Raw genomic sequence first — 26090 nt, 5'->3', positions numbered from 1 at the left:
AAGCAATGTGGCTTCCTGACCTCAGCGACAGCGCCTTACCCACCTACCTGGCCCTGGTCGAGGCCATCGCCGCCGCCATCGGCCGCGGTGAACTCAAGCCCGGCGAACGCCTGCCGCCGCAGCGGCGCCTGGCCTGGACGCTGGGTATCAACCCGAGCACGGTGATGCTCGCCTACCGCGAGGCGGCGCGTCGGCATCTGGTCTCCGGTGAGGTCGGTCGTGGCACCTACGTGCTGGCCGGTAGCCGCGAGGCGAGCCTGTTCCGCCTCAAGCAACCGGCTGCGCAGGGTGAACTGATCGACCTGTCGACCAACGTGCCGGTGCACGACCCGGACAACCGCGACCTGTCCGTCAGCCTTGCCGCGCTGGCTGCACGAGGCGAGCTGGATGGGCTGCAGGCTTATCCCTCGGCGGCGCTGGTCGAACGCGCGCACCTGGCCGGCGCCACCTGGCTGCGCCGCCGTGGCCTGGAACTGGCGCCGAACGGCCTGCTGCTCTGCGCGGGTGCCCAGCAGGGCGTCTCAGCCGCCTTGTTGGCGCTGTGCGAGGCGGGTGAAGCGATCCTGGTGGAGCGCTACACCGCGCCGGGGATCAAGGCCGCCGCGCGCCAGTTACGCCTGCCGCTGCACGGGGTGGCGATGGACGAGCACGGCATCCTGCCCGACGACCTCGACCGCCAGGCCCGCGCCACCGGCGCTCGCGTGGCGGTGCTCACGCCCTGCCTGCAGAACCCTACCGGCGCCAGCCTGGACGCCGAGCGCCGCGCCGCCATCGCCGAGGTGGCGCGGCGTCGTGGGCTGTGGATCGTCGAGGACGACGTCTACGGCGTGCTCGGCAGCGAGGCGCCGCTGGCGGTGCAGCTTGCCGAGCGCTGCCTGCTGATCAGCAGCCTGTCCAAGAGCGTCGCGCCGGGCTTGCGCCTGGGCTTTATCGCGGGGGCGCCGGAGCTGCTCGAGCGCATCGACCGCGAGGCCCAGGCCACGCGCTGGGCGGTGGCGCCGCTGAGCCTGGCGCTGGCCTGCGAGTGGATCGAAAGCGGCATCGCCGAACGGCGCCTGGCCTGGCAGGTCGAGGAGCTGCTGCAGCGCTGGCGCCTGGCCGCGCGCGTGCTCGGGCCGCGCATGCTGCAAGGCAGGGCGGTGGCGCCGCACCTGTGGCTGGATGGCGCGCCGCCTGCCGGCCTGGCCGAGGCCTGTCGGCAGCATGGCGTGGAGGTGGTGCCGGCCGAGGTGTTCGCGGTCGAGGCCAACCCGGGACACGCGGTGCGCGTCAGCCTCGCCGCCGCGGCCAGCCGCGCCGAGCTCAAGCGCGCCCTGGAGGGTATCGTGGCGGCCTGGCCGCTCGCCTGAGCCTCAGCGGCTGGCGTCCAGCACCACGCGGTAGCGTGCCTTGCCGCTGCGCAGATGGTCGATGGCCGCGTTCACCTGGCTCATGGGGAAGTGCTCGACCTGCGGCAGGATCTGGTGGCGGGCGCAGAATTCGAGCATGGTCGCCATGCTCGCTGGCGAGCCTACCGGCGAGCCGGACAGGCTCTTCTGTTGCGGGATCAGGTTGAACACGTGCACCGGGATGGCGCTGGGCACTATGCCGACGAAGTGCAGGCGGCCCTTGCCGCGCAGGGTGCCGAGCAGGGCAACCCAGTCGAGGTCGGCGCTGGCGGTGACCAGGAGGAAATCCAGGCTGCCGGCAATCGCCTTCATCGCCGCGCTGTCGGTGGAGGCCACCACCCTGTGCGCGCCCAGGCGCTTGGCTTCGTCCTGCTTGCCGAGCGAGGAGGTGAAGGCGGTCACCTCGCAACCCCAGGCATTGAGAAAACGCAGCGCCAGGTGGCCGAGGCCGCCGATGCCGACCACGCCGACGCGGTCGGTGGGTTTGACGTCGAACTCCAGCAGCGGGCTGAACACCGTGGAACCGGCGCAGAACAGCGGGCCGACCAGCGCCGGGTCGAGGCCTTCGGGCAGCGGCACGGCCCAGGCCCAGTGCGAGCGCAGGCGGTCGGCGAAACCGCCGTGGCTGCCGACTATGGTCGGTTTCACCGAGCGGCACAGCTGGTGCGAACCTTCCATGCACGAGCCGCAGTGCATGCAGCTGCCCTTGTACCAGCCGATGCCGACCCGCTGGCCCAGCGCGAGGCCGCGCGCCTGTTCGCCGAGGCGGACGATGGTGCCGACCACTTCATGGCCGGGGATAAAGGGGTAGCGCGCATTGCCCCATTCGTTGTCGATCATCGACTGGTCGGAGTGGCAGATGCCGCAGTATTCCACCGCCACTTCCACGTCCTCGGCGCCGAGCGGGCCGGGGTCGTAGCTGTGGCGCTCGAGCGGGGCGCCCGGGGCGGTGGCGGCCCAGCCGCTGAAGGTGGCGAGTTCGGCGCTGCTGCTCATGACTGACTCCTGTTGCGAGGGGACGGAATCAGCAGCTTAGTCGCCGCGCTACGGCGGGGAAGCACCATCAGCGCCGCTTATCGTGAGTTACACTGCGCGCCCCAGTTCCACCGAAGCCCGCCGCATGTCTCGCCCTCGTCCTCCCGCCAGTCGCCGTCCCGCCGCCCCGCGCCGGGTGGCCAAGGCGCCGCCCGCGCAGCCACGGCTGATCCTGCTGAACAAGCCGTTCGATGTGCTGACCCAGTTCAACGACGAGCAGGGCCGCGCCACGCTCAAGGATTTCGTCGAGGTGCCCGGCGTCTACCCGGCCGGGCGCCTGGATCGAGACAGCGAGGGCCTGCTGCTGCTGACCAACGACGGCCGCCTGCAGGCGCGCATTGCCGATCCGAAACACAAGCTGGCGAAGACCTACTGGGTGCAGGTGGAGGGCGAGCCGAACGAGGCGCAGCTGCAGCAGTTGCGCGACGGCGTGACGCTTAACGACGGCCCGACCTTGCCGGCCCAGGCGCGCCTGTTGGACGAGCCGCCGCTGTGGGACAGAAACCCGCCGGTGCGCTTTCGCAAGAGCGTGCCGACCGCCTGGCTGGAACTGGTGATCCGCGAGGGCCGCAACCGCCAGGTACGGCGCATGACCGCCGCGGTCGGCCTGCCCACCCTGCGCCTGGTGCGCGTGGCCATCGGCCCCTGGCGCCTGGATGGCCTGCAGCCGGGGCAATGGCGCGAGGTGCCGGCGCGGCTCGATTAAGCGGGTGGCGCTGTGCGCGTCGCCTGCCCCGGCGTGCCGGCATGCTCCCAGCCGAACAGTTCGCAGGCATTGCGGCTGCTGGCCGCGGCCAGTTCCTCGGCCGTGATGCCGCGCAGCGCCGCCAGCTCGGTGCAGATGTCCGCCAGGTATTCGGGGCTGTTGCGCTGGTTCGGGTGCATGGCCGGGGCCATGTCCGGGGCGTCGGTCTCCAGCACCATGGCCTCCAGCGGCAGTTGCGTGAGCACCTTGCGCAGGCGGTTGGCCTGCGGCCAGGTGGCGGCGCCGCCGAGGCCGAGGCGAAAACCCAGCTTGAGGTATTCGCGCGCCTCCTCGTAGCTGCCGGCGAAGGCGTGGACGATGCCGCCGCGTTTGAGGCGGTAGCGCTTGAGGGTGGCGATGGTCGCCGCATGGGCGCGGCGCACGTGGAGCAGGGCGGGCAGTTCGAACTCGGCGGCCAGCGCCAGCTGCGCCTCGAACAGCGCCTGCTGGCGCTGGCGGTCGAGGCTGTCCAGGTAGTAGTCCAGGCCGAACTCGCCCAGCGCGCAGAGCCGCGGATGGCCGGCCAGGCGCGTCAGCCAGGCGCGCAGTTCGCCCAGGTGTTCGGGCAGATGTTGTTCCAGATACACCGGGTGCAGGCCGAAGGCGGCGTACAGGCCCTCCTGCGCCTGCACCAGATCCCACAGCCGTTGCCAGTTGGCCTGGTACACGCCGAGCACCACCAGGCGCTCGACGCCCAGGGCGCGGCTGCGCGCCAGCACCTCGGCGCGGTCGGCGTCGAAGTCAGGGAAATCCAGGTGGGTGTGGGTGTCGATCAGGCGCATGGCGCAAGCATCGGCGATTTGTCCGACAGATGCCAGGCGCGCAGAAATTTGCCAGCCGATTCAATCGTTTAACCCACAGTAACGGTGCAGCAAGCTGTGCATAAGTTGTGCGCCGATGGCGCCGGCGCAGAGCCGGCGCGGCATTGGCTCGGCTGGTCGTTTATTGAGCGGCCTGGTTTGATCGTGGGCGCTGCGGGGACGCCTGGTCTGGCCGGCGATCTGTGCTCGATCGCCCGCCAGCGGGCTCCTCCGGGCATCTTCTCCGGGCTCTACAGCCGCGCCTTGAAGCTGCGCTCGATGGCCTCGATGCCGGGGCGGTAGTCGTCCTGCTCCACCGCCTGCAGCGCCCAGGCCAGCACCCGTTCGGCGATGCGCTCGTGCTGCTGGCTCATGGCGTTGACCCGCAGCGGCAGAAAATCCAGCAACTGGGTGTCGCCGAAGGTGGCCAGGCGCAGCGCCGGCCAGGCTTGCGGCGCCCGTTCGCGCAGGGCGTCGAGCACCCCTTCGAGCAGCACGTAGGCGGTGGTGAGCAGGGCGTCGGGGGTGCCGGCCTCGGCCAGCAGCGCCTGCATCTGGCGCTGGCCGCTGGCGCGGCTGAACTGCTCGCCGTGCAGCACGCTGATGCGCCCGGCGAACCCTTGCAGCGCCTGGCGAAAGCCGCGTTCGCGGGCTTGGCTGATCACCAACTCGGGGCGCGCGCCGAGCAGGGCGATATGCCGCGGCGGCGGCGTGAGCAGGCTGGCGGTGAGCTGGGCGCCGGCCTGCTCGTCGTCGCTGACCACCGAGCGGATATGCGCCGGGTCCAGCGCGCGGTCCACCGCGATCACCGGCAGGCCGCCGGCGACCAGGCGGCGGTACAGCGGATCGTCCGGCGGCAGGCAGCTGGCGACGATCAGCGCGTCGCAGCGGCGCGAGCGGAACAGTTCGAGCAACTGCCGCTCGCTGTGCGGGTCGTCGTCGGAGCTGGCGATCAGCAATTGATAGCCGGCAGCGCGGGCCTTTTGCTCCAGCAGCTTGGCCAGGCGCGCATAGCTGGGGTTTTCCAGGTCGGGGAGGATGAAACCCAGGCAGCGGCTCTGCCCGCGGCGCAGGCCGGCGGCCTGCTGGTCGGGGCGATAGCCGTGCTGCTCGACCACCGCCAGCACCCGCTCCACCGTGGCCGGGCTGATGCGCCGGCGCTCGGCCTGGCCGTTGATCACGTAGCTGGCGGTGGTCACCGAGACCTGCGCCAGGCGGGCGATATCGCTGAGTTTCACGGGGCTTCCAGGCTGTCGACGACGATCGGGCTTCAAGGATCGCCGATTCTGGGATAAGGTGCCAGCGCTAGATGAAACGTTTCAGCAAGCGCTTTCATCGACTAGGCTAAGAACAAGATCGCGAATCCGGGTGGCCGCATGACTCGGATACCTCGCCTGCCGGAGGACATTTCCATGCTCGAACTCGATGCCAGCCAGATCCAGATGGGCCGTCAGGCCGCGGACAAACAGGCGGCGCTGGCCATGCTCGGCGAGGCCCTGGCCGCCGCCGGCCTGGCCACCGCGGATTACCTGGCCGGCCTGCAGGCGCGCGAGGCGCAGGGCTCGACCTTTCTCGGCCAGGGCATCGCCATCCCCCACGGCACGCCGCAGACCCGCGACCAGGTGCTGCGCACCGGCGTCTGCCTGATCCAGTTCCCCGACGGCGTGGACTGGGGCAACGGCCAGCAGGTGTACCTGGCCATCGCCATCGCCGCGCAGTCCGACGAGCACCTGCACCTGCTGCAGTTGCTGACCCGCGCGCTCGGCGAGGGCGACTTGAGCCAGGCGCTGCGCACGGCGCGCACGCCCGAGCAGATCGTCGAGTTGCTGCAGGGCGCGCCGCAGGCGCTGGCGCTGGACGGCCAACTGGTGGGCCTGGGCCTGCCGGTCGAGGATTTCGACGAGCTGCTCTGGCAGGGCGCGCGACTGCTCAAGCAGGCCGGCTGCGCGGCCTCCGGCTTCGCCCTCAGCCTGGCCCGCGGCGAGCCGCTGCCCTTGGGCGAGGGCCTGTGGTGGCTGCACAGCGAACGGGGCGTGGAGCGGCCGGGGCTGGCCTTCGTCACCCCGGCGGCGCCCCTGAGTTTTCGCGGCGAGCCGCTCAAGGGCCTGTTCTGTCTGGCCAGCCAGGGCGAGGCGCATCGTCAGGCGCTGGAACGGCTGTGCGACGTGCTGATCGGCGGGCGCGCCGCCGAGCTGTGCGAGGCGCACAGCAGCCGCAGCGTGATCGAGGCCCTCGGCGGCGAGGTGGCGCCGGACTGGCCCAGCGTGCAGCTGCCGCTGGCCAACGCCCACGGCCTGCATGCGCGCCCGGCCAAGATTCTGAGCGAACTGGCGCAGGGCTTCGCCGGCGAGATCCGCGTGCGCCTGGCCGGCGACGACGGCGCCGGCGTCTCGGCCAAGAGCCTCAGCCGCCTGCTCGCCCTCGGCGCGCGGCGTGGGCAGGTCCTCGAATTCAGCGCCGAACCGGGCATCGCCGACGACGCCCTGCCGGCGCTGCGCGCGGCGCTGGAGAGCGGCCTGGGCGAGGCGGTCGAGCCGTTGCCGGTGGCGCCGCAGGAGCCGGCAGCCGACGAAACCGCGCAGGTGCCGCTGCAGGCGCCGCCGGACGGCAGCCGCCTGCAGGCGGTGGCCGCCTCGCCGGGCATCGCCATGGGCCCGGCGCTGGTGCGGGTGCTGCCGCGCTTCGACTACGCCGAGCAGGGCCAGGGCGCCGCTAGCGAGCGGCGCCGGCTGGACGCGGCGCTGGCGGCCATCGGCGGCGAGATCCAGCGGATGGTCGATGGCGCCGGGGTGGCCAGCATCCGCGAGATCTTCAGCGCCCACCTGGCCATGCTCGACGATCCGGCGCTGCGCGAGGACGTCGACGCCCGTCTGGCCCGCGGCGCCAGTGCTGAGGCGGCCTGGCAGGCCGAGATCGAGGCCGCCGCGCAGCGTCAGGAGGCCCTGCACGACGCGCTGCTGGCCGAGCGCGCCGCCGACCTGCGCGACATCGGCCGCCGCGTGCTGGCGCGCCTGTGCGGCGTCGAGCTGCCGGGCGAGCCGGACGAGCCCTATGTGCTGGTGATGGCCGAGGTGGCGCCGTCCGATGTCGCCAGCCTGGACCGTCAGCGCGTCGCCGGCATCCTCACCGCGCGCGGCGGCGCCACCGCGCACAGCGCCATCATCGCCCGCGCCCTGGGCATTCCCGCCGTGGTTGGCGCCGGCGAGGCGGTGCTGGCGCTGGCCCAGGGCACGCCGCTGCTGCTCGACGGCGACAGCGGCCTGCTGCGCGTGGCGCCGGATCAGGCGACCCGCCAGCAGGCCCTGCGCGAGCGCGAAACCGCGCAGCGCCGCCGCGAGCAGGCGCATGCCGAGCGCCTGCAGGCGGCCGTGACCAGCGACGGCGTGCGCGTCGAGGTGGCGGCCAATATCGGCGCCGCCGGCGAGACCGCCGAGGCGGTGGCCTTGGGCGCCGAGGCGGTGGGCCTGCTGCGCACCGAACTGGTGTTTATGGAACACGCCCAGGCGCCGAGCCAGGCGGCCCAGGAAGTCGAGTACCGCCGCGTGCTCGACGCCTTGGGCGGTCGCCCGCTGGTGGTGCGCACCCTGGATGTCGGCGGCGACAAGCCGCTGCCCTACTGGCCGATGCCGGCCGAAGAAAACCCCTTCCTCGGCGTGCGCGGCATTCGCCTTAGCCTGCAGCGTCCGGACATCCTCGAGACCCAGCTGCGCGCGCTGCTGGCTTCGGCCGAGGGGCGTCCGTTGCGGATCATGTTCCCCATGGTCGGCGCGGTGGAGGAGTGGCGGGTGGCGCGCGACATGGCCCTGCGCCTACGCGAGGAAATCCCCCTGGCCGACCTGCAGCTCGGCATCATGGTCGAGGTGCCCTCGGCGGCCCTGCTGGCGCCGGTGCTGGCGCGCGAGGTGGACTTCTTCAGCATCGGCACCAACGACCTGACCCAGTACTGCCTGGCCATCGACCGCGGCCACCCGACTCTCTCGGCCCAGGCCGACGGCCTGCACCCAGCGGTGCTGCGGCTGATCGGCATGACGGTGGCGGCGGCGCATGCCGAGGGCAAGTGGGTCGGCGTCTGTGGCGAGCTGGCCAGCGACCGCCTGGCGGTGCCGCTGCTGGTCGGCCTGGGCGTCGACGAGCTGAGCGTGTCGCCACGCGCCATCGCCCTGGTCAAGGCGCGCGTGCGCGAGCTGGACAGCCGCCATGCGCGCGCGCTGGCCGAGCAGGCGCTGGCGCTGGACAGCGCCGCCGCGGTGCGCGCGCTGGTCGCGGAGGTGCACTGATGGCGCGCATCCTGACCCTGACCCTGAACCCGGCGCTGGACCTGACCCTTAGCCTCGACCAGCTGCAACCCGGCGTGGTCAACCGCTGCCATGGCTTCGCCAGCCATGCCGCCGGCAAGGGCCTGAACGTCGCCCAGGTGCTCGCCGACCTCGGCCACAGCCTGAGCGTGGCCGGCTTTCTCGGTCGCGCCAACGCGGCGCCGTTCGAGGCCCTGATGCATCGGCGCGGCTTCCACGACCTGTTCGTCCGCGTGCCCGGGGAGACGCGCAGCAATATCAAGCTGGCCGAGGCCGACGGGCGCATCACCGACCTCAACGGCCCCGGTCCGCAGGTCGAGGCCGGGCATCTGGAGCAGTTGCTCGAAGAGCTAGCCCCGCTGCTGGCCGGCCACGACGCCATAGTCGTGGCCGGCAGCCTACCGCGCGGGGTTGCGCCTGAGTGGTTCGCCGGCCTGCTGCGCCGGCTCAGGGCCAGCGGCGTGCCGCTGGCGGTCGACAGCAGCGGCGCCGCACTGAGCGCTGCGCTGGCGGTGACGCCCTGGCTGATCAAGCCCAACGAGGGGGAGCTGGCCGAGGCCTGCGGCAGCGACCTCGACGCGGCGGTGCGCGGCCTGCGCGCCCAGGGCATCGAGCACGTGCTGCTCTCGCGCGGCGCCGCCGGGGTCGACTGGCACGGCCCGGGCATCGCCCTGCGCGCCATTCCGCCGCGGGTCGCGGTGGCCAGCACGGTCGGCGCCGGCGACTCGCTGCTGGCCGCCAGCCTGCACGGCCTGCTGTCCGCCTGGCCGGCCGAGCGCACCCTGCGCCTGGCCACCGCGGTGGCCGCCCAGGCGGTGACCCAGGTCGGCTTCGGCATCCACGATCGCGAACAGCTGGCGCGCCTGGAAGCGGCGGTGCAGCTGCAGTCCCTAGAAGAATAAGAGGCCTTTCACCATGAACCTGCTGATCGTCACCGCCTGCCCCAACGGCCAGGTCACCAGCGTGCTCTGCTCGCGCCTGCTGCAGGCCGCCGCCGAGCGCCTGGGCTGGAGCACCCGCGTCGAGGTGCACGACGCCCGCGCCATCGGCGCGCCGCTGAGCGAGGCGGATATCGCCGCCGCCGACCTGGTGCTGGTGGTCAAGACCGGCGAGCTGCCGCTGAGCCGCTTCGTCGGCAAGCGCCTGCTGCAATCCACCCCGGCCGAGGCCCTGGCCGACCCGCAGCGTTTCCTGCGCGAGGCGGCCGAGCGCGCCCAGCCCTACAGCGAGCAGGCCGCGGTCGTGGCCGCTGGCCGACCCCGCCTGGTGGCGGTGACCGCCTGCCCGACCGGGGTGGCGCACACCTTTATGGCCGCCGAGGCGCTGCAGCAGGCGGCCGCGCGCATGGGCCTCGAGCTGCAGGTGGAGACCCGCGGCTCGGTGGGCGCGCGCAACCTGCTGGACGAGGCCTCCATCGCCGCCGCCGATGCGGTGCTGCTGGCCACCGATATCGAGGTGGACACCGCCCGCTTCGCCGGCAAGAAGGTCTATCGCTGCGGCACCGGGGTGGCGCTCAAGCAGCCGCAGCAGACCCTCGAGCGCGCCCTGGCCGAGGCCCGGCCGCTGAGCGAGGCGACGCCGGCCGAGGGCGCCACCACGGCCAAGCCCGGTGCCAAGGCCGGGCCCTACAAGCACCTGCTCACCGGCGTGTCCTATATGTTGCCGATGGTGGTGGCCGGCGGTCTGCTGATCGCCCTGTCCTTCGTCTTCGGCATCGAGGCGTTCAAGGAGGAGGGCAGCCTGGCCGCGGCGCTGATGAAGATCGGCGGCGAGACGGCGTTCCAGCTGATGGTACCGCTGCTGGCCGGCTATATCGCCTACTCCATCGCCGACCGCCCGGGGCTGGCGCCGGGGATGATCGGCGGCCTGCTGGCCAGCTCGCTGGGCGCCGGTTTTATCGGCGGCATCATCGCCGGCTTTCTCGCCGGTTACTCGGCCCTGGCCATCGCCCGCTGGCTGCGCCTGCCGGACAGCATCGAGGCGCTGAAACCCATCCTGATCATCCCGCTGGTCGCCAGCCTGTTCACCGGCCTGGTGATGATCTACCTGGTGGGCAGTCCGGTGGCCGGCATGCTCGCCGGGCTCACCGCCTTCCTCGACGGCATGGGCAGCACCAACGCGATTCTGCTCGGCCTGCTGCTCGGCGGCATGATGTGCGTCGATCTCGGCGGACCGATCAACAAGGCCGCCTACGCCTTCTCCGTGGGCCTGCTGGCCTCGCAGAGCTACGCGCCGATGGCGGCGACCATGGCCGCCGGCATGGTGCCGCCGATCGGCATGGCCATCGCCACCCTGCTGGCGCGGCGCAAGTTCGCCCAGAGCGAACGCCAGGCCGGCAAGGCCGCCGGGGTGCTGGGGCTGTGCTTTATCTCCGAGGGAGCGATCCCCTTCGCCGCCAAGGACCCGCTGCGGGTGATCCCGGCCAGCATTGCCGGCGGTGCCCTGACCGGTGCGCTGTCGATGTACTTCGGCTGCAAGCTGATGGCGCCGCACGGCGGGCTGTTCGTGCTGCTGATCCCCAATGCGATCAACCAGGCGCTGCCGTATCTGCTGGCCATCGTCGCCGGCAGCCTGCTCACCGGGGTGGTCTATGCCATGATCAAACGCGCCGATGCCCCGCCGCTGGCGGTGGGGGCGGCGGCGTAGCAGGAGCCCTCAGCCCCGTTCGCTCATCGCTGCCAGCGCCACCGAGGTGGCGGCGGTGCGGGTTTCCACGCCGAGTTTCACGTAGACGTGCTCCAGGTGTTTGTTCACCGTGCGCGGGCTGAGGCCGAGGATGTCGCCGATGTCGCGGTTGGTCTTGCCGCAGGCGACCCAGCGCAGCACTTCCATCTCGCGCTCGGTGAGCTGAAAGCGTGCCGAGAGCGTGGCCCGGGCCGGGGCACCGTTCAGCGTCGGCGCCGCTGCCGTGGTCTGTCGGGCTGCCTGGATCAGGCGCGCGGTGCGCAGGTGGGCGGCGACCCGCGCCAGCACCTCGTCGGTATGGATCGGCTTGGTCACGTAGTCGCTGCCGCCGGCGGCGAAGCCTTCCACCACATGTTCGCTGTCGGTCAGCGCGGTCATGAACAGCACCGGGATGTCGGCGCTGTCCGGCTCGGCCTTGATCCTGCGGCAGGTCTCGAAACCGTCCAGGCCGGGCATCATCGCGTCGAGCAGGATCAGGTCGGGGCGCCGGCGCTGGATGCGGTTCAGCGCGCTCTGGCCGTCCAGCGCCACCAGCACCATGTACCCGTGAGCGTCGAGGGCGTCGGAGAGCAGGGCGAGATTGTCCGGCGTGTCGTCGACGATCAGCACCGTGCCGCGTTCAGCAATCTGCATGGCTGCATTCATGTTCGGCCTCCTTGAGTTGGCGGTTGAGTTCATCCAGGCGAAAGCCCTTGGTCAGGGCCCGCAGGCGTTGGGTGAAGGAGGCGCAGGCGGGGCTGTTCCGCTCGATGGCGTCCAGCTTGTCCTGGATGCCGCGCATGTAGCCGAGCGCCGCCAGTTCGCGCAGCTCGGCCAGCTCGGCGATGCTGGGCAGCGCCTCGGCCTGTGCCTGCGCCTCGGGCTCGGCGGTGCGGTGCAGCCACTGCAAGTCGAGCTGCTGCTGGATACGCTCGAGCAGCGCCGGGATATGCACCGGCTTGGCCAGGTAGTCGTTGCAGTAGGCGGCGATGCTGCGCTCGCGGTCGTCGGCGAAGGCGTTGGCCGAGATGACGATGATCGGCGCCTGGCACTGGGCGTTGCGGCGGATCAGGCGACTGGCCTCGAAGCCGTCCATCTGCGGCATCGACAGGTCCATGAGGATCAGGTCGGGGCCCAGCAGCGCGGCCTGGCGGATCGCCTCCTGGCCGCTGGCCGCCTGCTCGACGCGAAAGCCCAGCGGCTCGAGCATGCCGGCTAGCACCCGGCGGTGCTCCAGGTGGTCGTCCACCACCAGCACCAGGCGGCGCGGCCCCCGGTAGCCGATGATGTCGTGCGCCACGTGCACCACCGCCCGCGGCGCGCGTACCTCGGAGAGAAACAGGCGCACCTGGAAGCGCGTGCCCTTGCCCGGCTCGCTGTGCACCGACAGCTCGCCGCCCATCAGCGCGGTGAGCATGCGGGTGATGGTCAGGCCGAGGCCGACGCCGTTGTCCTGGCGCATCAGGTCGCCGCGCTCGAAGGGCTGGAAGATGCGCTCGATCTGCTGCGGATCGATGCCGATGCCGGTGTCGACGATCTCGAAGCAGGCAGTCTCGCGCAGGTAGCTGACGCGCAGGCGCACCTCGCCCCGCTCGGTGAAGCGCACGGCGTTGCCCAGCAGGTTGATCAGGATCTGCCGCACGCGCTTCTCGTCGCCGCGCACCACCGCGGGAATCCGCCCGGCCGTCTCCAGGTGGAAGGACAGGCCCTTCTCGGCGGCCTGCGGGGCGAACATGCGTTCGAGCTGGCCGACGAATTCGGGCAGGGCGATTTCCGAGAGTTCTAGGTGCAGCTTGCCGGCCTCGATCTTGGCCACGTCGAGCAGGCCGTCGATCAGCGACAGCAGGTGCGAGCCGCTGCGGTGGATGGTGGCCAGGGCGTCGTGGTGGCGCTCGGGCATGGCCGCGTCGCGCTGCAGGATCTGGGTGTAGCCGAGGATGCTGTTGAGCGGCGTGCGCAGCTCGTGGGACAGGCCGGTGACGTAGCGGCTCTTCGCCGCGTTGGCGTTCTCGGCTTGTACCTTGGCCTTCTGCAGCGCCTCGTCGGTCTTGCCGTGGGCCTCGATCTCCTGCATCAGCAGCAGGGTCTGGCGGTCCGACTCCTGCTGCGCCACCTGGCGGCTCTCGCGGGTCAGGACGATCCACCAGGCGAGCATGCCGGCGAACAGCGAGAGGGTGAGGAAGGCCTTGAAGAAGGCCTGGTACAGCGTCTGCTGCACCTCCGGCGAGTGCGGCACCAGGCCGTGGGAGACCTGGCTGTAGATCAGCGCCAGGGCACCGAACAGCATCAGCACCAGCAGGGCGAGGAAGCCCAGGTACTGGGCCAGGCGGCTGTGCAGGCGCGGGATGCTGGCCCAGGGCAGCAGCCAGTGCAGCAGCGCGTCGACTTGCTGGCTCAGGCGCCCGTGCGGCTTGCAGACGTCGCCGCAGCGCGCGTCCAGCGAGCAGCACAGCGAGCAGATCGGCGTGCTGTAGGCCGGGCAGAAGGCCATGTCCTCGCTCTCGAAGGCGTTGTTGCACAGCCCGCAGCGGCCGGCGTCGGTCGCGCTCGGCGGGTGGATCAGCGCCGTCGTGCTGGTGCGCGCAACGTAGAAGCGGCCACCGGTGGCCCAGGCCAGCAGCGGTGCGCAGACAAAGGCGGAAAACAGCGCCACCAGCGGCGAGGCGGCCTCGGCCAGGGCGCCAAACAGGCCGAAGTGGGCCAGCACCGAGAGCAGCGAGGCGATCAGCATGGCGCCGACGCCGACCGGGTTGATGTCGTACAGGTGCGCGCGCTTGAACTCGATGTGGCGCGGCGACAGGCCCAGCGGCTTGTTGATCACCAGGTCGGCCACCAGCGCGCCGATCCAGGCGATGGCGATGTTGGCGTAGAGGCCGAGCACCTCCTCGATCGCCTCGAACACGCCCAGCTCCATCAGCATCAGGGCGATGGCCACGTTGAACACCAGCCACACCACGCGCCCCGGATGGCTGTGGGTGACCCGGGCGAAGAAGTTGGACCAGGCCAGCGAGCCGGCGTAGGCGTTGGTCAGGTTGATCTTCACCTGGCTGACGATGACGAACAGCACCATGGCGCCGAGCGCCCACTGCGGCGAGGCGAATACGTAGCCGAAGGCCACCAGGTACATCTGCGTCGGCTCGGCGGCGCGCTCGACGGGGATCTCGTGCTGCAGGGCGAGGAAGGCGAGGAAGGCGCCGGCGAGCATCTTCAGCGCGCCGGGGATGATCCAGCCGGGCCCGGCCATCAGCAGCGCGGCCCACCAGCGCTTGCGGTTCTGCACGGTCTTCTCCGGCAGGAAGCGCAGGTAGTCGACCTGCTCGCCGATCTGTGTGACCAGCGCTAGGGCCACGGTGCAGGCGGCGCCGAAGTGCAGCAGGTTGAAGCTGCCGGCCTCGCCCTCGCGGCCGGCGAAGCTGGTCCAGTCGCCGAGCGCCTCGGGGTTCCTGGCGACGACGAAGGCGTAGGGCAGTAGCAGCAGCACCAGCCACAGCGGCTGGGTCCAGGTCTGCAGGCGGTTGATCAGGGTGATGCCGTAGGCCACCAGGGGAATGATGATCACCGAACAGATCACGTAGGCCAGCGCCAGCGGGATGTCGAAGTACAGCTCCAGGGCCAGGGCCATGATCGCCGCTTCGAGGGCGAAGAACAGGAAGGTGAAGCTGGCGTAGATCAGCGAGGTAATGGTCGAGCCGATGTAGCCGAAGCCGGCGCCGCGGGTCAGCAGGTCCATGTCCACGCCGTAGCGCGCCGCGTAGTAGCTGATCGGCAGGCCGGTGAGGAAGATCACCAGGCTCACCGCGAGGATCGCCCACAGGGTGGTGGTGAAGCCGTAGGACAGCGCCAGGGCGCCGCCGATGGCTTCCAGGGCGAGGAACGACACCGCGCCGAGGGCCGTATTGGCGATGCGCAGCTCCGACCATTTGCGAAACGCCCGCGGGGTGAAGCGCAGGGCGTAGTCCTCCATGGTCTCGTCGGCGACCCAGCTGTTGTAGTCGCGACGGATCTTGACGATGCGCTGGGTTCCGGTCGGTTGCACGCCCGTGCTCCTGGTGGTGCCGTTTCTGCGGTGAATTTGCAACATCCATGCCCCCAGCTGCGTGTCGCGTGCGCGTGCGCCCGGACTTCTGTCTGGCTTCCTGCTCGGCTCCGAGAGTGCACCAGGCTGGTGCCTGGCGCTGTACGTCAGATGACGTATGCGCTTACGTCATGCTGCGTATACCCGGGCGGGGAGGGCGCCCGCATTCTTGCGGCGAACCCGGAGCAGACCTGCGCAGACAGGCCGGCGACGACCCCCACCGCACGAGGAGCACGACGATGGATGCACAACCGACCCGACTTCTACCCCGCCGCCTGACGCTGGGCGCTGCCGCGCTCTCGCTGCTGGCCGCCAGCCTGTTCAGCCATGTGGCCAATGCCGAGGTGAACACCACCGGTCTGGCCGTGACCGATACCGAAGTGACCGTCGGCCAGCTGCACTCGGCCACCGGCACCATGGCCATCTCGGAAACCGGCTCGATCCAGGCCGAGCGCCTGGCCATCGAGCAGATCAATGCCGCAGGCGGGGTGCTCGGCCGGCAGATCAAGGTGATCCAGGAAGACGGCGCCTCCGACTGGCCGACCTTCGCCGAGAAGGCCAAGAAGCTGCTGGTCGGCGACAAGGTCGCCGCGGTGTTCGGCTGCTGGACCTCGGCCTCGCGCAAGGCGGTGCTGCCGGTGTTCGAGAAGGAAAACGGCCTGCTCTACTACCCGACCTTCTACGAGGGCCTGGAGCAGTCGAAGAACGTCATCTACACCGGCCAGGAGGCGACCCAGCAGATCCTCGCCGGCCTCGACTGGATCGCCAAGGAGAAGGACGCCAAGACCTTCTACCTGATCGGCTCCGACTACATCTGGCCACGCACCTCGATGAAGATCGCGCGCAAGCACATCGAGAACGTGCTCGGCGGCAAGGTGGTCGGCGAGGAGTACTACCCGCTGGGCAACACCCAGTTCGGCTCGCTGATCAACAAGGTCAAACTGAAGAAGCCCGACGTGGTGTTCACCGCCGTGGTCGGTGGCTCCAACGTCGCCTTCTACAAGCAGATGAAGGCCGCCGGCGTCACCGCAGCCAAGCAGAACCTGCTGACCCTGTCGGTCACCGAGGACGAGCTGCTCGGCATCGGCGGCGAGAACATGGAAGGCTTCTACGCCTCGATGAAGTACTTCCAGAGCCTGGACAACCCGAACAATGCCGCCTTCGTCGAGGCCTTCAAGGCCAAGTACGGCAAGGACGCGGTCGTCGGTGACGTGACCCAGGCCGCCTACCTCGGCCCGTGGCTGTGGAAGGCCGCGGTCGAGAAGGCCGGCAGCTTCGACGTCGACAAGGTCGCCGCCGCCTCGCCCGGCATCGAGCTCAACAGCGCGCCGGAAAGCTACGTGAAGGTCCACGACAACCATCACCTGTGGAGCAAGACCCGCATCGGCCAGGTGCAGAAGGACGGCCAGTTCAAGGTGGTCTACGAGTCCGGCCTGATCGAGCCGAACCCCTTCCCGAAAGGCTACCAGTAAGTCCAACCGCATCCCTCTCCCGCCAAGCGGGGGAGGGGCTCTCGCATTCTTCCCGCCAGGAGACCATCAACATGGAATGGCTATCGGAATTTGGTGCCATCGCGGCCATGCAGGGCTTCAACGGCTTGTCCGTGTTCTGCGTCCTGCTGCTGATGGCTCTGGGGCTGGCGATCATCTTCGGCCAGATGGGCGTGATCAACATGGCCCACGGCGAGTTCCTCACCATCGGCGCCTACACCACCTTCGTGGTTTCCTCGCTGACCGAACAGTACGCCCCGGCCTTCGGGCCCTATTACTTCTTCTTCGCCATCGTCCTGTCCTTCCTCATAGCCGGCGCCATCGGCTGGCTGGTGGAATTGGCGATGATCAGCAAGCTGTACCAGCGTCCGCTGGATACCCTGCTGGCCACCTGGGGCCTGTCCCTGGTGATGCAGCAGGCGTTCCGCTCGATCTTCGGTGCGCGCGAGGTCAGCGCCACCCTGCCGGAGTGGCTGATGGGCTCGTGGAACCCCACCGAGGCCATCGACATTCCGCGCAACGGCCTGTTCGTCATGGGCCTGACCATTCTCCTTACCGCCACCCTGTTCCTCATGCTGTATCGCTCGCGCTGGGGCCTGCAGGTGCGCGCCACCATGCAGAACCGGGTGATGAGCCGCGCGGTGGGGATCAACACCAAGCGCGTCGACCGCATGACCTTCGCCCTCGGCTGCGGCGTGGCCGGCGTGGCCGGCGCGGCCTTCACCACCATCGGCTCCACCGGCCCGACCGCAGGCTCGCTGTACATCGTCGACACCTTCCTGGTGGTGGTCTTCGGTGGCGCGGCCAGCCTGGTCGGCACCATCGCCTCGGCGTTCTCCATCGCCCAGGCCCAGTCGCTCATGGAGTTCTTCATGAGCGGCTCGATGGCCAAGGTGCTGACCCTGTCGGCGGTGATCCTGATTCTGATGATGCGCCCGCAGGGGCTGTTCTCGATCAAAGTGCGCAAGTAGGAGCCGCCCATGAACCCGATTCTCGACAAACTCCTGGGCGGCAAGCAGGGCGCCATCGGCCTGGCGGTGCTCGCCGCGCTGATCCTGGTGGTGTTTCCGCTGGCGCTGGACGCCTTCCGCCTGAACATGGTCGGCAAGTACCTGACCTACGCCTTCGTCGCCGTCGGCCTGGTGCTGTGCTGGGGTTACGGCGGCATCCTCAGCCTCGGCCAGGGCATCTTCTTCGGCCTCGGCGGCTACTGCATGGCGATGTTCCTCAAGCTGGAAGCGTCCGACCCGGAGAGCACCAAGATCCAGTCCACCCCCGGCATCCCGGACTTCATGGACTGGAACCAGATCACCGAGCTGCCGATGCTCTGGCAGCCGTTCCACAGCTTCGGTTTCACCCTGCTGGCGGTGATCGCGGTGCCGGTGCTGCTGGCCCTGGTGATCGGCCTGACCATGTTCAAGCGCCGCGTCGGCGACGTGTACTTCTCCATCGTCACCCAGGCCATCGCGCTGATCCTCACCGTGCTGATCATCGGCCAGCAGGGCTACACCGGCGGGGTCAACGGCATCACCGACCTGCGCACCCTGATGGGCTGGGACATCCGCAGCGACGAGGCCAAGCTGATCCTCTACTTCGTCAGCGCCTTCCTGCTGTTCGGCTGCATCCTGCTGGCGCGTTTCATCATCGCCTCCAAGCTCGGCCGCCTGCTGCTGGCCATGCGTGACAAGGAGGAACGCGTGCGCTTCTCCGGCTACGACGTGGCCAGCTTCAAGATCTTCGTGTTCTGCGTCGGCGCCGCCTTCGCCGCCATCGGCGGAGCGATGTTCACCCTGCAGGTCGGCTTCATGTCGCCGAGCTTCGTCGGCATCGTGCCATCGATCGAGATGGTCATCTTCGCCGCCGTCGGCGGGCGCCTGTCGCTGCTCGGTGCGGTGTACGGCGCGCTGTTGGTCAACTTCGGCAAGACCTACTTCTCCGAGAGCTTCCCCGAGCTGTGGCTGTACCTGATGGGCGGCCTGTTCATCGTCGTGGTCATGTACTTCCCCAACGGCCTCGCCGGCCTGTGGGACAGCCACGGCAAGCGCTGGCTGGCACGTCTCAAACCGGCGGCCAAGGCGCCGGTCAAGGCTCAGCCGGTGGCCAAACCCGTCGCCAAGGCCGTTCCCACTCGCGAACTGGAGACCACCCCATGAGCCCGAATCCCAGCGGCTTCCAGATGCCCAAACCGGTGCTGGCCATCGAGGGCCTGAGCGTGTCGTTCGACGGCTTCAAGGCGGTCGACGACCTCAACCTGTACATCGACCGCAACGAAGTGCGCGTGGTCATCGGCCCCAACGGCGCCGGCAAGACCACGGTGCTCGATCTGATCTGCGGCAAGACCCGCGCCACCGCCGGCAGCATCCAGTTCGAGAACCGCGAGCTGACCAGGATGCGCGAGTTCGACATCGTCCGCGCCGGGGTCGGGCGCAAGTTCCAGAACCCGTCGATCTACGAGAACCTGACGGTGTTCGAGAACCTGGAAATGTCCTATCCCAAGGGCCGCAAGGTACTCGGTGCGCTGTTCTTCAAGCGCTCGGCCGAGGTGGTCGAGCGGGTCGAGCAGGTGGCGGCGGAAATCATGCTCGGCAAGCACCTGCACCTGCAGGCCGACCTGCTCTCGCACGGCCAGAAGCAGTGGCTGGAGATCGGCATGCTGCTGATGCAGGACCCGCAGCTGCTGATGCTCGACGAGCCGGTGGCCGGCATGAGCGTGTCCGAGCGGGTGGCCACCGCCGAGCTGCTCAAGCGCATCAGCCAGGGCCGCTCGGTGCTGGTAATCGAGCACGACATGGAGTTCGTCAAGAGCATCGCGCACAAGGTCACCGTGCTGCACCAGGGCAAGGTGCTGGCCGAGGGCAGCATGGACGCGGTGCAGAACAATCCCAAGGTCATCGAGGTGTACCTGGGGCACTGAGCCCCGGGTCAAGGAGTCCAGCATGTTCCAGATCAACAACCTCGTCTCCGGCTACGGCCAGAGCCGGATCCTCCACGAACTCGACCTGACGGTGGCGAAGAAGGAAATCGTCGCGGTGATGGGCCGCAACGGCATGGGCAAGACCACCCTGTTCAAGAGCCTGATGGGCGTGCTGCCGCAGTGGGGCGGACAGATCAGCGTCGACGGCCGCGACATCTCCAAACTGGAAACCCACCAGCGCGTCGAGGCCGGCATCGCCTATGTGCCGCAGGGGCGGATGATCTTCCCCAGCATGACCGTGCTGGAGAACATCCAGACCGGCCTGCCGGCGGAAGCACGCGGCAAGGTGCCGGACGACCTTTATGCGCTGTTCCCGGTGCTGCAGGAGATGCGCCACCGCAAGGGCGGCAACCTCTCCGGCGGCCAGCAGCAACAGCTGGCCATCGCCCGCGCGCTGGCCACCAACCCCAAGGTGCTGCTGCTCGACGAGCCGACCGAGGGCATCCAGCCGTCGATCATCAAGGACATCGCCCGCACCCTGAAGGAGATCCGCAACCTGCGCGACCTGACCATCATCGTCTCGGAGCAGGTGCTGTCCTTCACCATGGAGATCGCCGACCGCTTCCTGGTCATCGAGAAGGGCAAGTTCGTCATCGAGGAGGCGCGCGACAAGGTCGACGAGGCGACCATCAGTCGCTACCTGTCGGTGTGATTTAAACCCCTCTCCCGGCCGGGGGAGGGCGTCGTTTCACCTGTTTACGGCCGGCGTGTTCTCCATGCGCCGGCCGCTTTTTCGCGTCTGCGCAAAAGCCGCTGCAAGCCGCACCACTGCTGCTGCCGCGCATACGTCATCCAACGTATTTTCGCCCTCGCTGCGCTCCCCGAGACTGGCCCTCGTACCCCGGCGCATCAATGCGCCAGGCACCCACCACAGGTCCCAGGAGCACTGCCATGACCGACACCCTGATCAAGGTCGACCTCAACCAGGCCGCCACCGAGAACGAACAAGTCCACAACCGCTGGCACCCGGACATCCCGATGGCCTGCTGGGTAAAGCCGGGCGACGATTTCATCCTGGAGACCTACGACTGGACCGGCGGCGCGATCAAGAACGACGACGATGCCAGCGACGTGCGCGACGTTGACCTGTCCACCGTGCACTACCTGTCCGGCCCGGTCGGCGTGCATGGCGCCGAGCCGGGTGACCTGCTGATCGTCGAGCTGCTCGATATCGGCGCCAAGGCCGAGTCGCAGTGGGGCTTCAACGGCTTCTTCTCGAAGAACAACGGCGGCGGCTTCCTCACCGACTACTTCCCGTCTGCGCAGAAGTCGATCTGGGACTTCGAGGGCATGTTCACCAAGAGCCGGCACATCCCCGGCGTGCGCTTCGCCGGCCTGATCCACCCCGGCCTGATCGGCTGCCTGCCGGACCACAAGATGCTCGCCGAGTGGAACCGCCGCGAGCAGGAGCTGATCGACAGCAACCCGACCCGCGTGCCGCCGCTGGCCAACCCGCCGTTCGCCAGCACCGCGCATATGGGCAAGATGAAAGGCTCCGAGCGCGACATGGCCGCCGCCACCGGCGCGCGCACCGTGCCGCCGCGCGAGCATGGCGGCAACTGCGACATCAAGGACCTGTCGCGTGGCTCGAAGATCTTCTTCCCGGTCTATGTCGACGGCGCCGGCCTGTCGGTGGGCGACCTGCACTTCAGCCAGGGTGACGGCGAGATCACCTTCTGCGGCGCCATCGAGATGGCCGGCTGGGTGCACATGAAGGTCGAGCTGATCAAGGGCGGCATGGCCAAGTACGGGATCAAGAACCCGATCTTCAAGCCCAGCCCGATCGTGCCGACCTACAACAACTTCCTGATCTTCGAAGGCATCTCGGTCGACGACGCCGGCAAGCAGCACTACCTGGACGTCAACCTGGCCTACCAGCAGGCCTGCCTCAACGCCATCAACTACCTGACCAAGTTCGGCTACTCGCCGGCCCAGGGTTACTCGCTGCTCGGCTCGGCGCCGGTGCAGGGGCACATCAGCGGCGTGGTCGACATCCCCAACGCCTGCGCCACCCTGTGGCTGCCGACCGACATCTTCGAGTTCGACATCAACCCCAGCGCCAGCGGCCCGACCAAGTTCCTCGACGGCAGCATCGACCTGCCCATCGCCTACGACAAGTGATACCAGCGCACACGGCCACCCCAGGGGGCGCCGTGCGCACCGACTCTATCGAGGTATTGCCATGCCCATCTATGAATACGACTGCCCGAGTTGCGGCGACTTCACTGTGCTGCGGCCGATGGCCGAGCGCGACGCCGCCTGCGCCTGCCCGCACTGCGACACGCCGAGCGAGCGGGTGATTCTCAGCGCCCCGGGCCTGAGCAGCATGGCCGGCAGCCAGCGCCGCGCCCATGAAACCAACGAGCGCAGCGCCCACTCGCCGCAGAGCCTCGAGGAATACAAGGCCAACCGCAAGCACCCGGCCGGCTGCAGCTGCTGCGGCCCGAGCAAGCCGGTCGAGCGCACCAAGGCCAACCCCCATGGCCTCAAGGCCAGCCCCTCGGCGCGGCCGTGGATGATCAGCCACTGAGGTTGTTTGTTGGGTCCCCGCCTGCGCGGGGATGACGTGGGTTTTTCACCGTCATTCCCGCGCAGGCGGGAATCCAGCCCACAGGGCGCTCCTACGACATACATCTCAAGCGGAGGTTTTCCATGCGCCACGGCGATATTTCCAGCAGCCCCGATACCGTCGGCGTCGCCGTCGTCAATTACAGAATGCCGCGCCTGCATACCAAGGCCGAGGTGCTCGACAACGCGCGCCAGATCGCCGAGATGATCAAGGGCATGAAGCTCGGCCTGCCGGGCATGGACCTGGTGGTGTTCCCCGAGTACAGCACCATGGGCATCATGTACGACAAGGACGAGATGATGGCCACCGCCGCCACCATCCCCGGCGAGGAGACCGCGATCTTCTCCGCCGCCTGCCGCGAGGCCAAAACCTGGGGCATCTTCTCGCTCACCGGCGAGCGCCATGAGGAACACCCGCACAAGGCGCCGTACAACACCCTCATCCTGATCAACGATCAGGGCGAGATCGTGCAGAAGTACCGCAAGTGCATTCCCTGGTGCCCCATCGAGGGCTGGTACCCGGGCGACCGTACCTACGTCTCCGCAGGCCCCAAGGGCCTGAAGATCAGCCTGATCATCTGCGACGACGGCAACTACCCGGAGATCTGGCGCGACTGCGCGATGAAGGGCGCCGAGCTGATCGTGCGCTGCCAGGGCTACATGTACCCGGCCAAGGAGCAGCAGGTGCTGATGGCCAAGACCATGGCCTGGGCCAACAACTGCTACGTGGCAGTGGCCAACACCACCGGCTTCGACGGTGTGTACAGCTACTTCGGCCACTCGGCGCTGATAGGCTTCGACGGCCGCACCCTCGGCGAATGCGGCGAGGAGGAGATGGGCATCCAGTACGCCCAGCTGTCGGTGTCGCAGATCCGCGACGCGCGCGCCAACGACCAGTCGCAGAACCACCTGTTCAAGCTGCTCCATCGTGGCTACACCGGCGTCTACAACTCCGGCGACGGCGACAAGGGCGTGGCCGACTGCCCGTTCGAGTTCTACCGCACCTGGGTGCTGGACGCGCAGAAGGCCCAGGAGGACGTGGAGAAGCTGACCCGCAAGACCATCGGCGTGGCCGATTGCCCGGTCGGCGAGTTGCCGCATGCGGGCAAGGAACGCACGGCCTGAACCTTCGTCTGTCGCGGCTAAAGCCCTACCCACGGGATACCGCCGTTGTAGGAGGGGCTTTAGCCGCGAGCTTTTCCAACACCCGAGGCGGTCTATGCCCTTCGCCAATGACCTGATCGACAGCAACCGCGAGCGCCTGGAGGAAAAGGGCATTGCCCGGCTGCAATCACGTTTCCTCTTTGACCCCGCTGCCGTGATGGCCCTGCTGCGTGCGCGAATCGTCGGCCAGGACGCGGTGCTGGCGCAGGTCGAGGCCATGCTCAAGGTGGTCAAGGCCGATATCGGCGAGTGCGAGCGGCCACTGGCGGTCAACCTGTTCATGGGCCCCACCGGCGTCGGCAAGACCGAGATCGTGCGCCTGCTGGCGCAGGCCATTCATGGTCGCGCCGACGCCCTGTGCCGCATCGACATGCACACCCTGGCCCAGGAGCACTACGCCGCTGCCCTGACCGGTGCGCCGCCCGGTTACGTTGGCAGCAAGGAAGGCACCACGCTGTTCGATGCAGAATCTATCGCCGGCAGTTTCGGTCGACCCGGCATCGTGCTGTTCGACGAGCTGGAGAAGGCCAGCCCCGAAGTACTGCGCAGCCTGCTCGGCATTCTCGAGCATGGTCGACTGACCCTGACCGCCGGCAGCCGTACCCTGGATTTTCGTAACAGCCTGATCTTCATGACCAGCAACCTCGGCGCGCAGCAGGCGCAGCGCTACCGCGAGCGTTTCGCCCGTGGCTGGCGACGTTGGTTGGGGCTGGCGCCGAGAGGCGAGGGCGCATTATTGGAGCAGGTGCTGCACGAGCGTTTCGAGCCGGAATGGCTCAATCGTATCGACCGAATTCTGGTGTTCGAGCGCATCGACGAGCAGTGGCTCGATGCCTTGCTGAACATCGAGCTGGACAAACTCAACCAGCGTCTGGGGCGTCAGGGCCGCTCGCTACAGGTGGAGCAGAGTGCCCGCGCCTGGCTATGCCGCGAGCATGACATCCGCTTCGGTGCCCGCGCCCTGGCGCGCCGTATACGCACCGAGCTGGAGCCGGCAATTGCCGAGTGGCTATTGGCGGAGCCCGGTATTAGCCGCCTTTCATGTGTGCTTGCACAGGGCCGGCTGCAGGTGCGTGAGCAACAGCAGTCCTGACGAACGGGCGACAATAAAAAACGGCCCGTTGGGAGGGCCGTTCTTTATTCAGTGATGCTCACGCGTGGCGCGGAACTTGATCTCCGGCCAGCGCTCTTCCATCAGGCTGAGGTTGACCCGGGTCGGCGCCAGGTAGGTGAGGTGGCCACCGCCGTCGACGGCGAGGTTCTCGTAGGCCTTGTCCTTGAATTCCTTGAGCTTCTTCTCGTCGCTGCACTCGATCCAGCGCGCCGACCAGACGTTGATCGCCTCGTAGGCGCATTCCACCTTGTATTCCTCCTTCAGGCGGCTGGCGACCACGTCGAACTGCAGCACACCGACCGCGCCGAGCACGATGTCGTTGTTGCGCTCGGGGAAGAACACCTGGGTCGCGCCTTCCTCGGCCAGCTCCTGCAGGCCCTGGCGCAGCTGCTTGGATTTCAGCGGGTCCTTCAGGCGCACGCGGCGGAACAGTTCCGGGGCAAAGTGGGGGATGCCGGTAAAGCCCAGGCTCTCGCCTTCGGTGAAGGTGTCGCCGATCTGGATGGTGCCGTGGTTGTGCAGGCCGATGATGTCGCCGGCGAAGGCCTCGTCCAGGTGCTCGCGCTCGCTGGAGAAGAAGGTCAGCGCGTCGGCGACCTTGAGGTCCTTCTTGATGCGCACGTGGCGCATCTTCATGCCCTTCTCGTACTTGCCCGAGCAGATACGCATAAAGGCGATGCGGTCGCGGTGTTTCGGGTCCATGTTCGCCTGGATCTTGAACACGAAGCCGCTGAACTTCTCCTCGATCGGTTCCACCACCCGTTCGTGGGCGGCGCGCGGCAGCGGGCGCGGGGCCCAGTCGACCACGGCGTCGAGCACCTGGTCGACGCCGAAGTTGCCCAGCGCGGTGCCGAAGAACACCGGGGTCATCTCGCCCTTGAGGAAGGCTTCGGCATCGAATTCGTGGCAGGCGCCCTGGACCAGCTCCAGCTGGTCGACGAAGTTGTCGTAGAGGTCGCCCAGGTGCGCGCGGGCCGCGTCCGAGTCGAGGTGCTCGATGATCTTCACCTCGGTACGCTCGTGGCCGTGGCCCGGGGTGTAGACGACGATCTTGTCTTCGGACAGGTGGTACACGCCCTTGAAGTCGCGGTAGCAGCCGATCGGCCAGGTGATGGGCGCGGCCTTGATGTTCAGCACCGCCTCGATCTCATCGAGCAACTCGATGGGGTCGCGGATATCGCGGTCGAGCTTGTTGATAAAGCTCACAATCGGAGTATCCCGCAGGCGGCACACGTCCATCAGGGCGATGGTGCGCGGCTCCACGCCCTTGCCGCCGTCGAGCACCATCAGCGCACTGTCCACCGCGGTCAGGGTGCGGTAGGTGTCTTCGGAGAAGTCTTCGTGGCCGGGGGTGTCGAGCAGGTTGATCATGTGCTCGCGGTAGGGGAACTGCATCACCGAGGTGGTGATGGAGATGCCGCGCTGCTTTTCCATCTCCATCCAGTCGCTGGTGGCGTGGCGGTCGGATTTGCGCGACTTCACCGTGCCGGCGACCTCGATGGCCTTGCCCATCAGCAGCAGCTTCTCGGTGATGGTGGTCTTACCGGCGTCCGGGTGGGAAATGATGGCGAAGGTACGGCGCTTGGCGACTTCGGCGGCCTGGGTGGTCATGGGCTGAACCTGGATGAAGATGGGGCGAAAAATTGGTCGCGAAGTATACAGCAAGCGCCGTGCGGGTGCCTGCACCTCGGTGGCGAGCCGCCGGCAGCTTGTCGCGCCGCTGCAGAGTGTCGGATGGGTTTTTGCGAAGCCAATCTCCGGCCTGGTCATGGCGCTGA

Annotated in this window: 20 protein-coding genes; 14 read left to right on the top strand and 6 right to left on the bottom strand. The window is 68.6% G+C overall.

What is annotated here, in order from left to right; all coding sequences use genetic code 11:
- The first annotated feature begins 5 nt into the window (after positions 1 to 5).
- Positions 6 to 1349, top strand: a complete 1344-nt coding sequence (locus AC1G9C_RS20920; RefSeq protein WP_480408691.1) for an aminotransferase-like domain-containing protein — start codon at positions 6 to 8, stop codon at positions 1347 to 1349.
- 3 nt (positions 1350 to 1352) lie between these two features.
- Here AC1G9C_RS20920 and ahr read toward each other — a convergent pair whose 3' ends face one another.
- Positions 1353 to 2384: an NADPH-dependent aldehyde reductase Ahr gene (gene ahr / locus AC1G9C_RS20915; protein ID WP_480408690.1), complete on the bottom strand. Its 1032-nt coding sequence runs from the start codon at positions 2382 to 2384 to the stop codon at positions 1353 to 1355.
- Positions 2385 to 2559: 175 nt separating this feature from the next.
- Here ahr and AC1G9C_RS20910 point away from each other — a divergent pair, with 175 nt between their 5' ends.
- The gene (locus AC1G9C_RS20910) at positions 2560 to 3129 is read left to right on the top strand and encodes a pseudouridine synthase (protein ID WP_480410430.1); all 570 of its coding nucleotides are present in this window, start codon (positions 2560 to 2562) and stop codon (positions 3127 to 3129) included.
- Here the strand turns inward: AC1G9C_RS20910 and AC1G9C_RS20905 are convergent.
- Positions 3126 to 3950 carry a TatD family hydrolase gene (locus AC1G9C_RS20905; protein ID WP_480408689.1) on the bottom strand — a complete coding sequence of 275 codons (825 nt, stop codon included), beginning with the start codon at positions 3948 to 3950 and terminating at the stop codon, positions 3126 to 3128. The genes AC1G9C_RS20910 and AC1G9C_RS20905 overlap by 4 nt on opposite strands.
- A 269-nt stretch (positions 3951 to 4219) precedes the next feature.
- Positions 4220 to 5206, bottom strand: coding sequence for a catabolite repressor/activator (cra, locus tag AC1G9C_RS20900; protein WP_480408688.1), 987 nt, complete (start codon positions 5204 to 5206; stop codon positions 4220 to 4222).
- 174 nt (positions 5207 to 5380) lie between these two features.
- Between cra and ptsP the strand changes: the two genes are divergently transcribed.
- From ptsP to AC1G9C_RS20885, 3 genes are read left to right on the top strand one after another with little or no spacing between them, the layout of a single operon-like run.
- Entirely contained in the window at positions 5381 to 8245 is a 2865-nt protein-coding gene (gene ptsP / locus AC1G9C_RS20895; RefSeq protein ID WP_480410429.1) for a phosphoenolpyruvate--protein phosphotransferase, read from the top strand.
- Entirely contained in the window at positions 8245 to 9165 is a 921-nt protein-coding gene (pfkB, locus tag AC1G9C_RS20890; protein ID WP_480408687.1) for a 1-phosphofructokinase, read from the top strand. The genes ptsP and pfkB overlap by 1 nt, the downstream gene beginning before the upstream one ends.
- A gap of 13 nt (positions 9166 to 9178) precedes the next feature.
- A complete protein-coding gene (locus AC1G9C_RS20885) occupies positions 9179 to 10909 on the top strand; it encodes a fructose-specific PTS transporter subunit EIIC (RefSeq protein ID WP_480408686.1) in 1731 nt (576 codons plus the stop codon).
- A 9-nt stretch (positions 10910 to 10918) separates the two neighbouring features.
- Here the strand turns inward: AC1G9C_RS20885 and AC1G9C_RS20880 are convergent, their stop codons facing one another.
- A complete protein-coding gene (locus AC1G9C_RS20880; protein WP_457788907.1) occupies positions 10919 to 11593 on the bottom strand; it encodes a response regulator in 675 nt (224 codons plus the stop codon).
- Positions 11568 to 14963, bottom strand: coding sequence for an ATP-binding protein (locus tag AC1G9C_RS20875; protein ID WP_480408685.1), 3396 nt, complete (start codon positions 14961 to 14963; stop codon positions 11568 to 11570). Before AC1G9C_RS20875 ends, AC1G9C_RS20880 begins: the two co-directional genes overlap by 26 nt.
- A gap of 278 nt (positions 14964 to 15241) precedes the next feature.
- On the opposite strand from AC1G9C_RS20875, the gene urtA reads away from it, so the two are divergent.
- From urtA to AC1G9C_RS20830, 9 genes are all read left to right on the top strand, one after another.
- A complete protein-coding gene (gene urtA, locus AC1G9C_RS20870) occupies positions 15242 to 16474 on the top strand; it encodes an urea ABC transporter substrate-binding protein (RefSeq protein WP_480408684.1) in 1233 nt (410 codons plus the stop codon).
- A gap of 71 nt (positions 16475 to 16545) precedes the next feature.
- A complete protein-coding gene (gene urtB, locus AC1G9C_RS20865; RefSeq protein ID WP_480408683.1) occupies positions 16546 to 17463 on the top strand; it encodes an urea ABC transporter permease subunit UrtB in 918 nt (305 codons plus the stop codon).
- A 9-nt stretch (positions 17464 to 17472) separates the two neighbouring features.
- The gene (gene urtC, locus AC1G9C_RS20860) at positions 17473 to 18645 is read left to right on the top strand and encodes an urea ABC transporter permease subunit UrtC (protein WP_480408682.1); all 1173 of its coding nucleotides are present in this window, start codon (positions 17473 to 17475) and stop codon (positions 18643 to 18645) included.
- Positions 18642 to 19406: an urea ABC transporter ATP-binding protein UrtD gene (gene urtD, locus AC1G9C_RS20855; protein ID WP_480408681.1), complete on the top strand. Its 765-nt coding sequence runs from the start codon at positions 18642 to 18644 to the stop codon at positions 19404 to 19406. Before urtC ends, urtD begins: the two co-directional genes overlap by 4 nt.
- Before the next feature lie 22 nt (positions 19407 to 19428).
- The gene (gene urtE, locus AC1G9C_RS20850) at positions 19429 to 20118 is read left to right on the top strand and encodes an urea ABC transporter ATP-binding subunit UrtE (protein WP_457788918.1); all 690 of its coding nucleotides are present in this window, start codon (positions 19429 to 19431) and stop codon (positions 20116 to 20118) included.
- Positions 20119 to 20357: 239 nt separating this feature from the next.
- Positions 20358 to 21587: a formamidase gene (fmdA, locus tag AC1G9C_RS20845; protein ID WP_480408680.1), complete on the top strand. Its 1230-nt coding sequence runs from the start codon at positions 20358 to 20360 to the stop codon at positions 21585 to 21587.
- Between the two features lie 61 nt (positions 21588 to 21648).
- Positions 21649 to 21996 carry an FmdB family zinc ribbon protein gene (locus AC1G9C_RS20840; RefSeq protein WP_480408679.1) on the top strand — a complete coding sequence of 116 codons (348 nt, stop codon included), beginning with the start codon at positions 21649 to 21651 and terminating at the stop codon, positions 21994 to 21996.
- A gap of 122 nt (positions 21997 to 22118) precedes the next feature.
- A complete protein-coding gene (locus tag AC1G9C_RS20835; RefSeq protein WP_480408678.1) occupies positions 22119 to 23159 on the top strand; it encodes an aliphatic amidase in 1041 nt (346 codons plus the stop codon).
- A 94-nt stretch (positions 23160 to 23253) separates the two neighbouring features.
- Positions 23254 to 24291 (top strand): AAA family ATPase, encoded by a 1038-nt coding sequence (locus AC1G9C_RS20830; protein WP_480408677.1) that lies wholly within the window; start codon positions 23254 to 23256, stop codon positions 24289 to 24291.
- Positions 24292 to 24339: 48 nt separating this feature from the next.
- On the opposite strand, the gene AC1G9C_RS20825 is transcribed toward AC1G9C_RS20830, so the two are convergent.
- Positions 24340 to 25923: a peptide chain release factor 3 gene (locus AC1G9C_RS20825; protein WP_480408676.1), complete on the bottom strand. Its 1584-nt coding sequence runs from the start codon at positions 25921 to 25923 to the stop codon at positions 24340 to 24342.
- Positions 25924 to 26090 lie beyond the last annotated feature (167 nt).

The sequence above is a fragment of the Pseudomonas sp. ABa2 genome, from assembly GCF_056676075.1.
The sequence above is the reverse complement of the archived record's forward strand: the minus strand, read 5'-3'. Positions and strand labels throughout refer to the sequence as shown.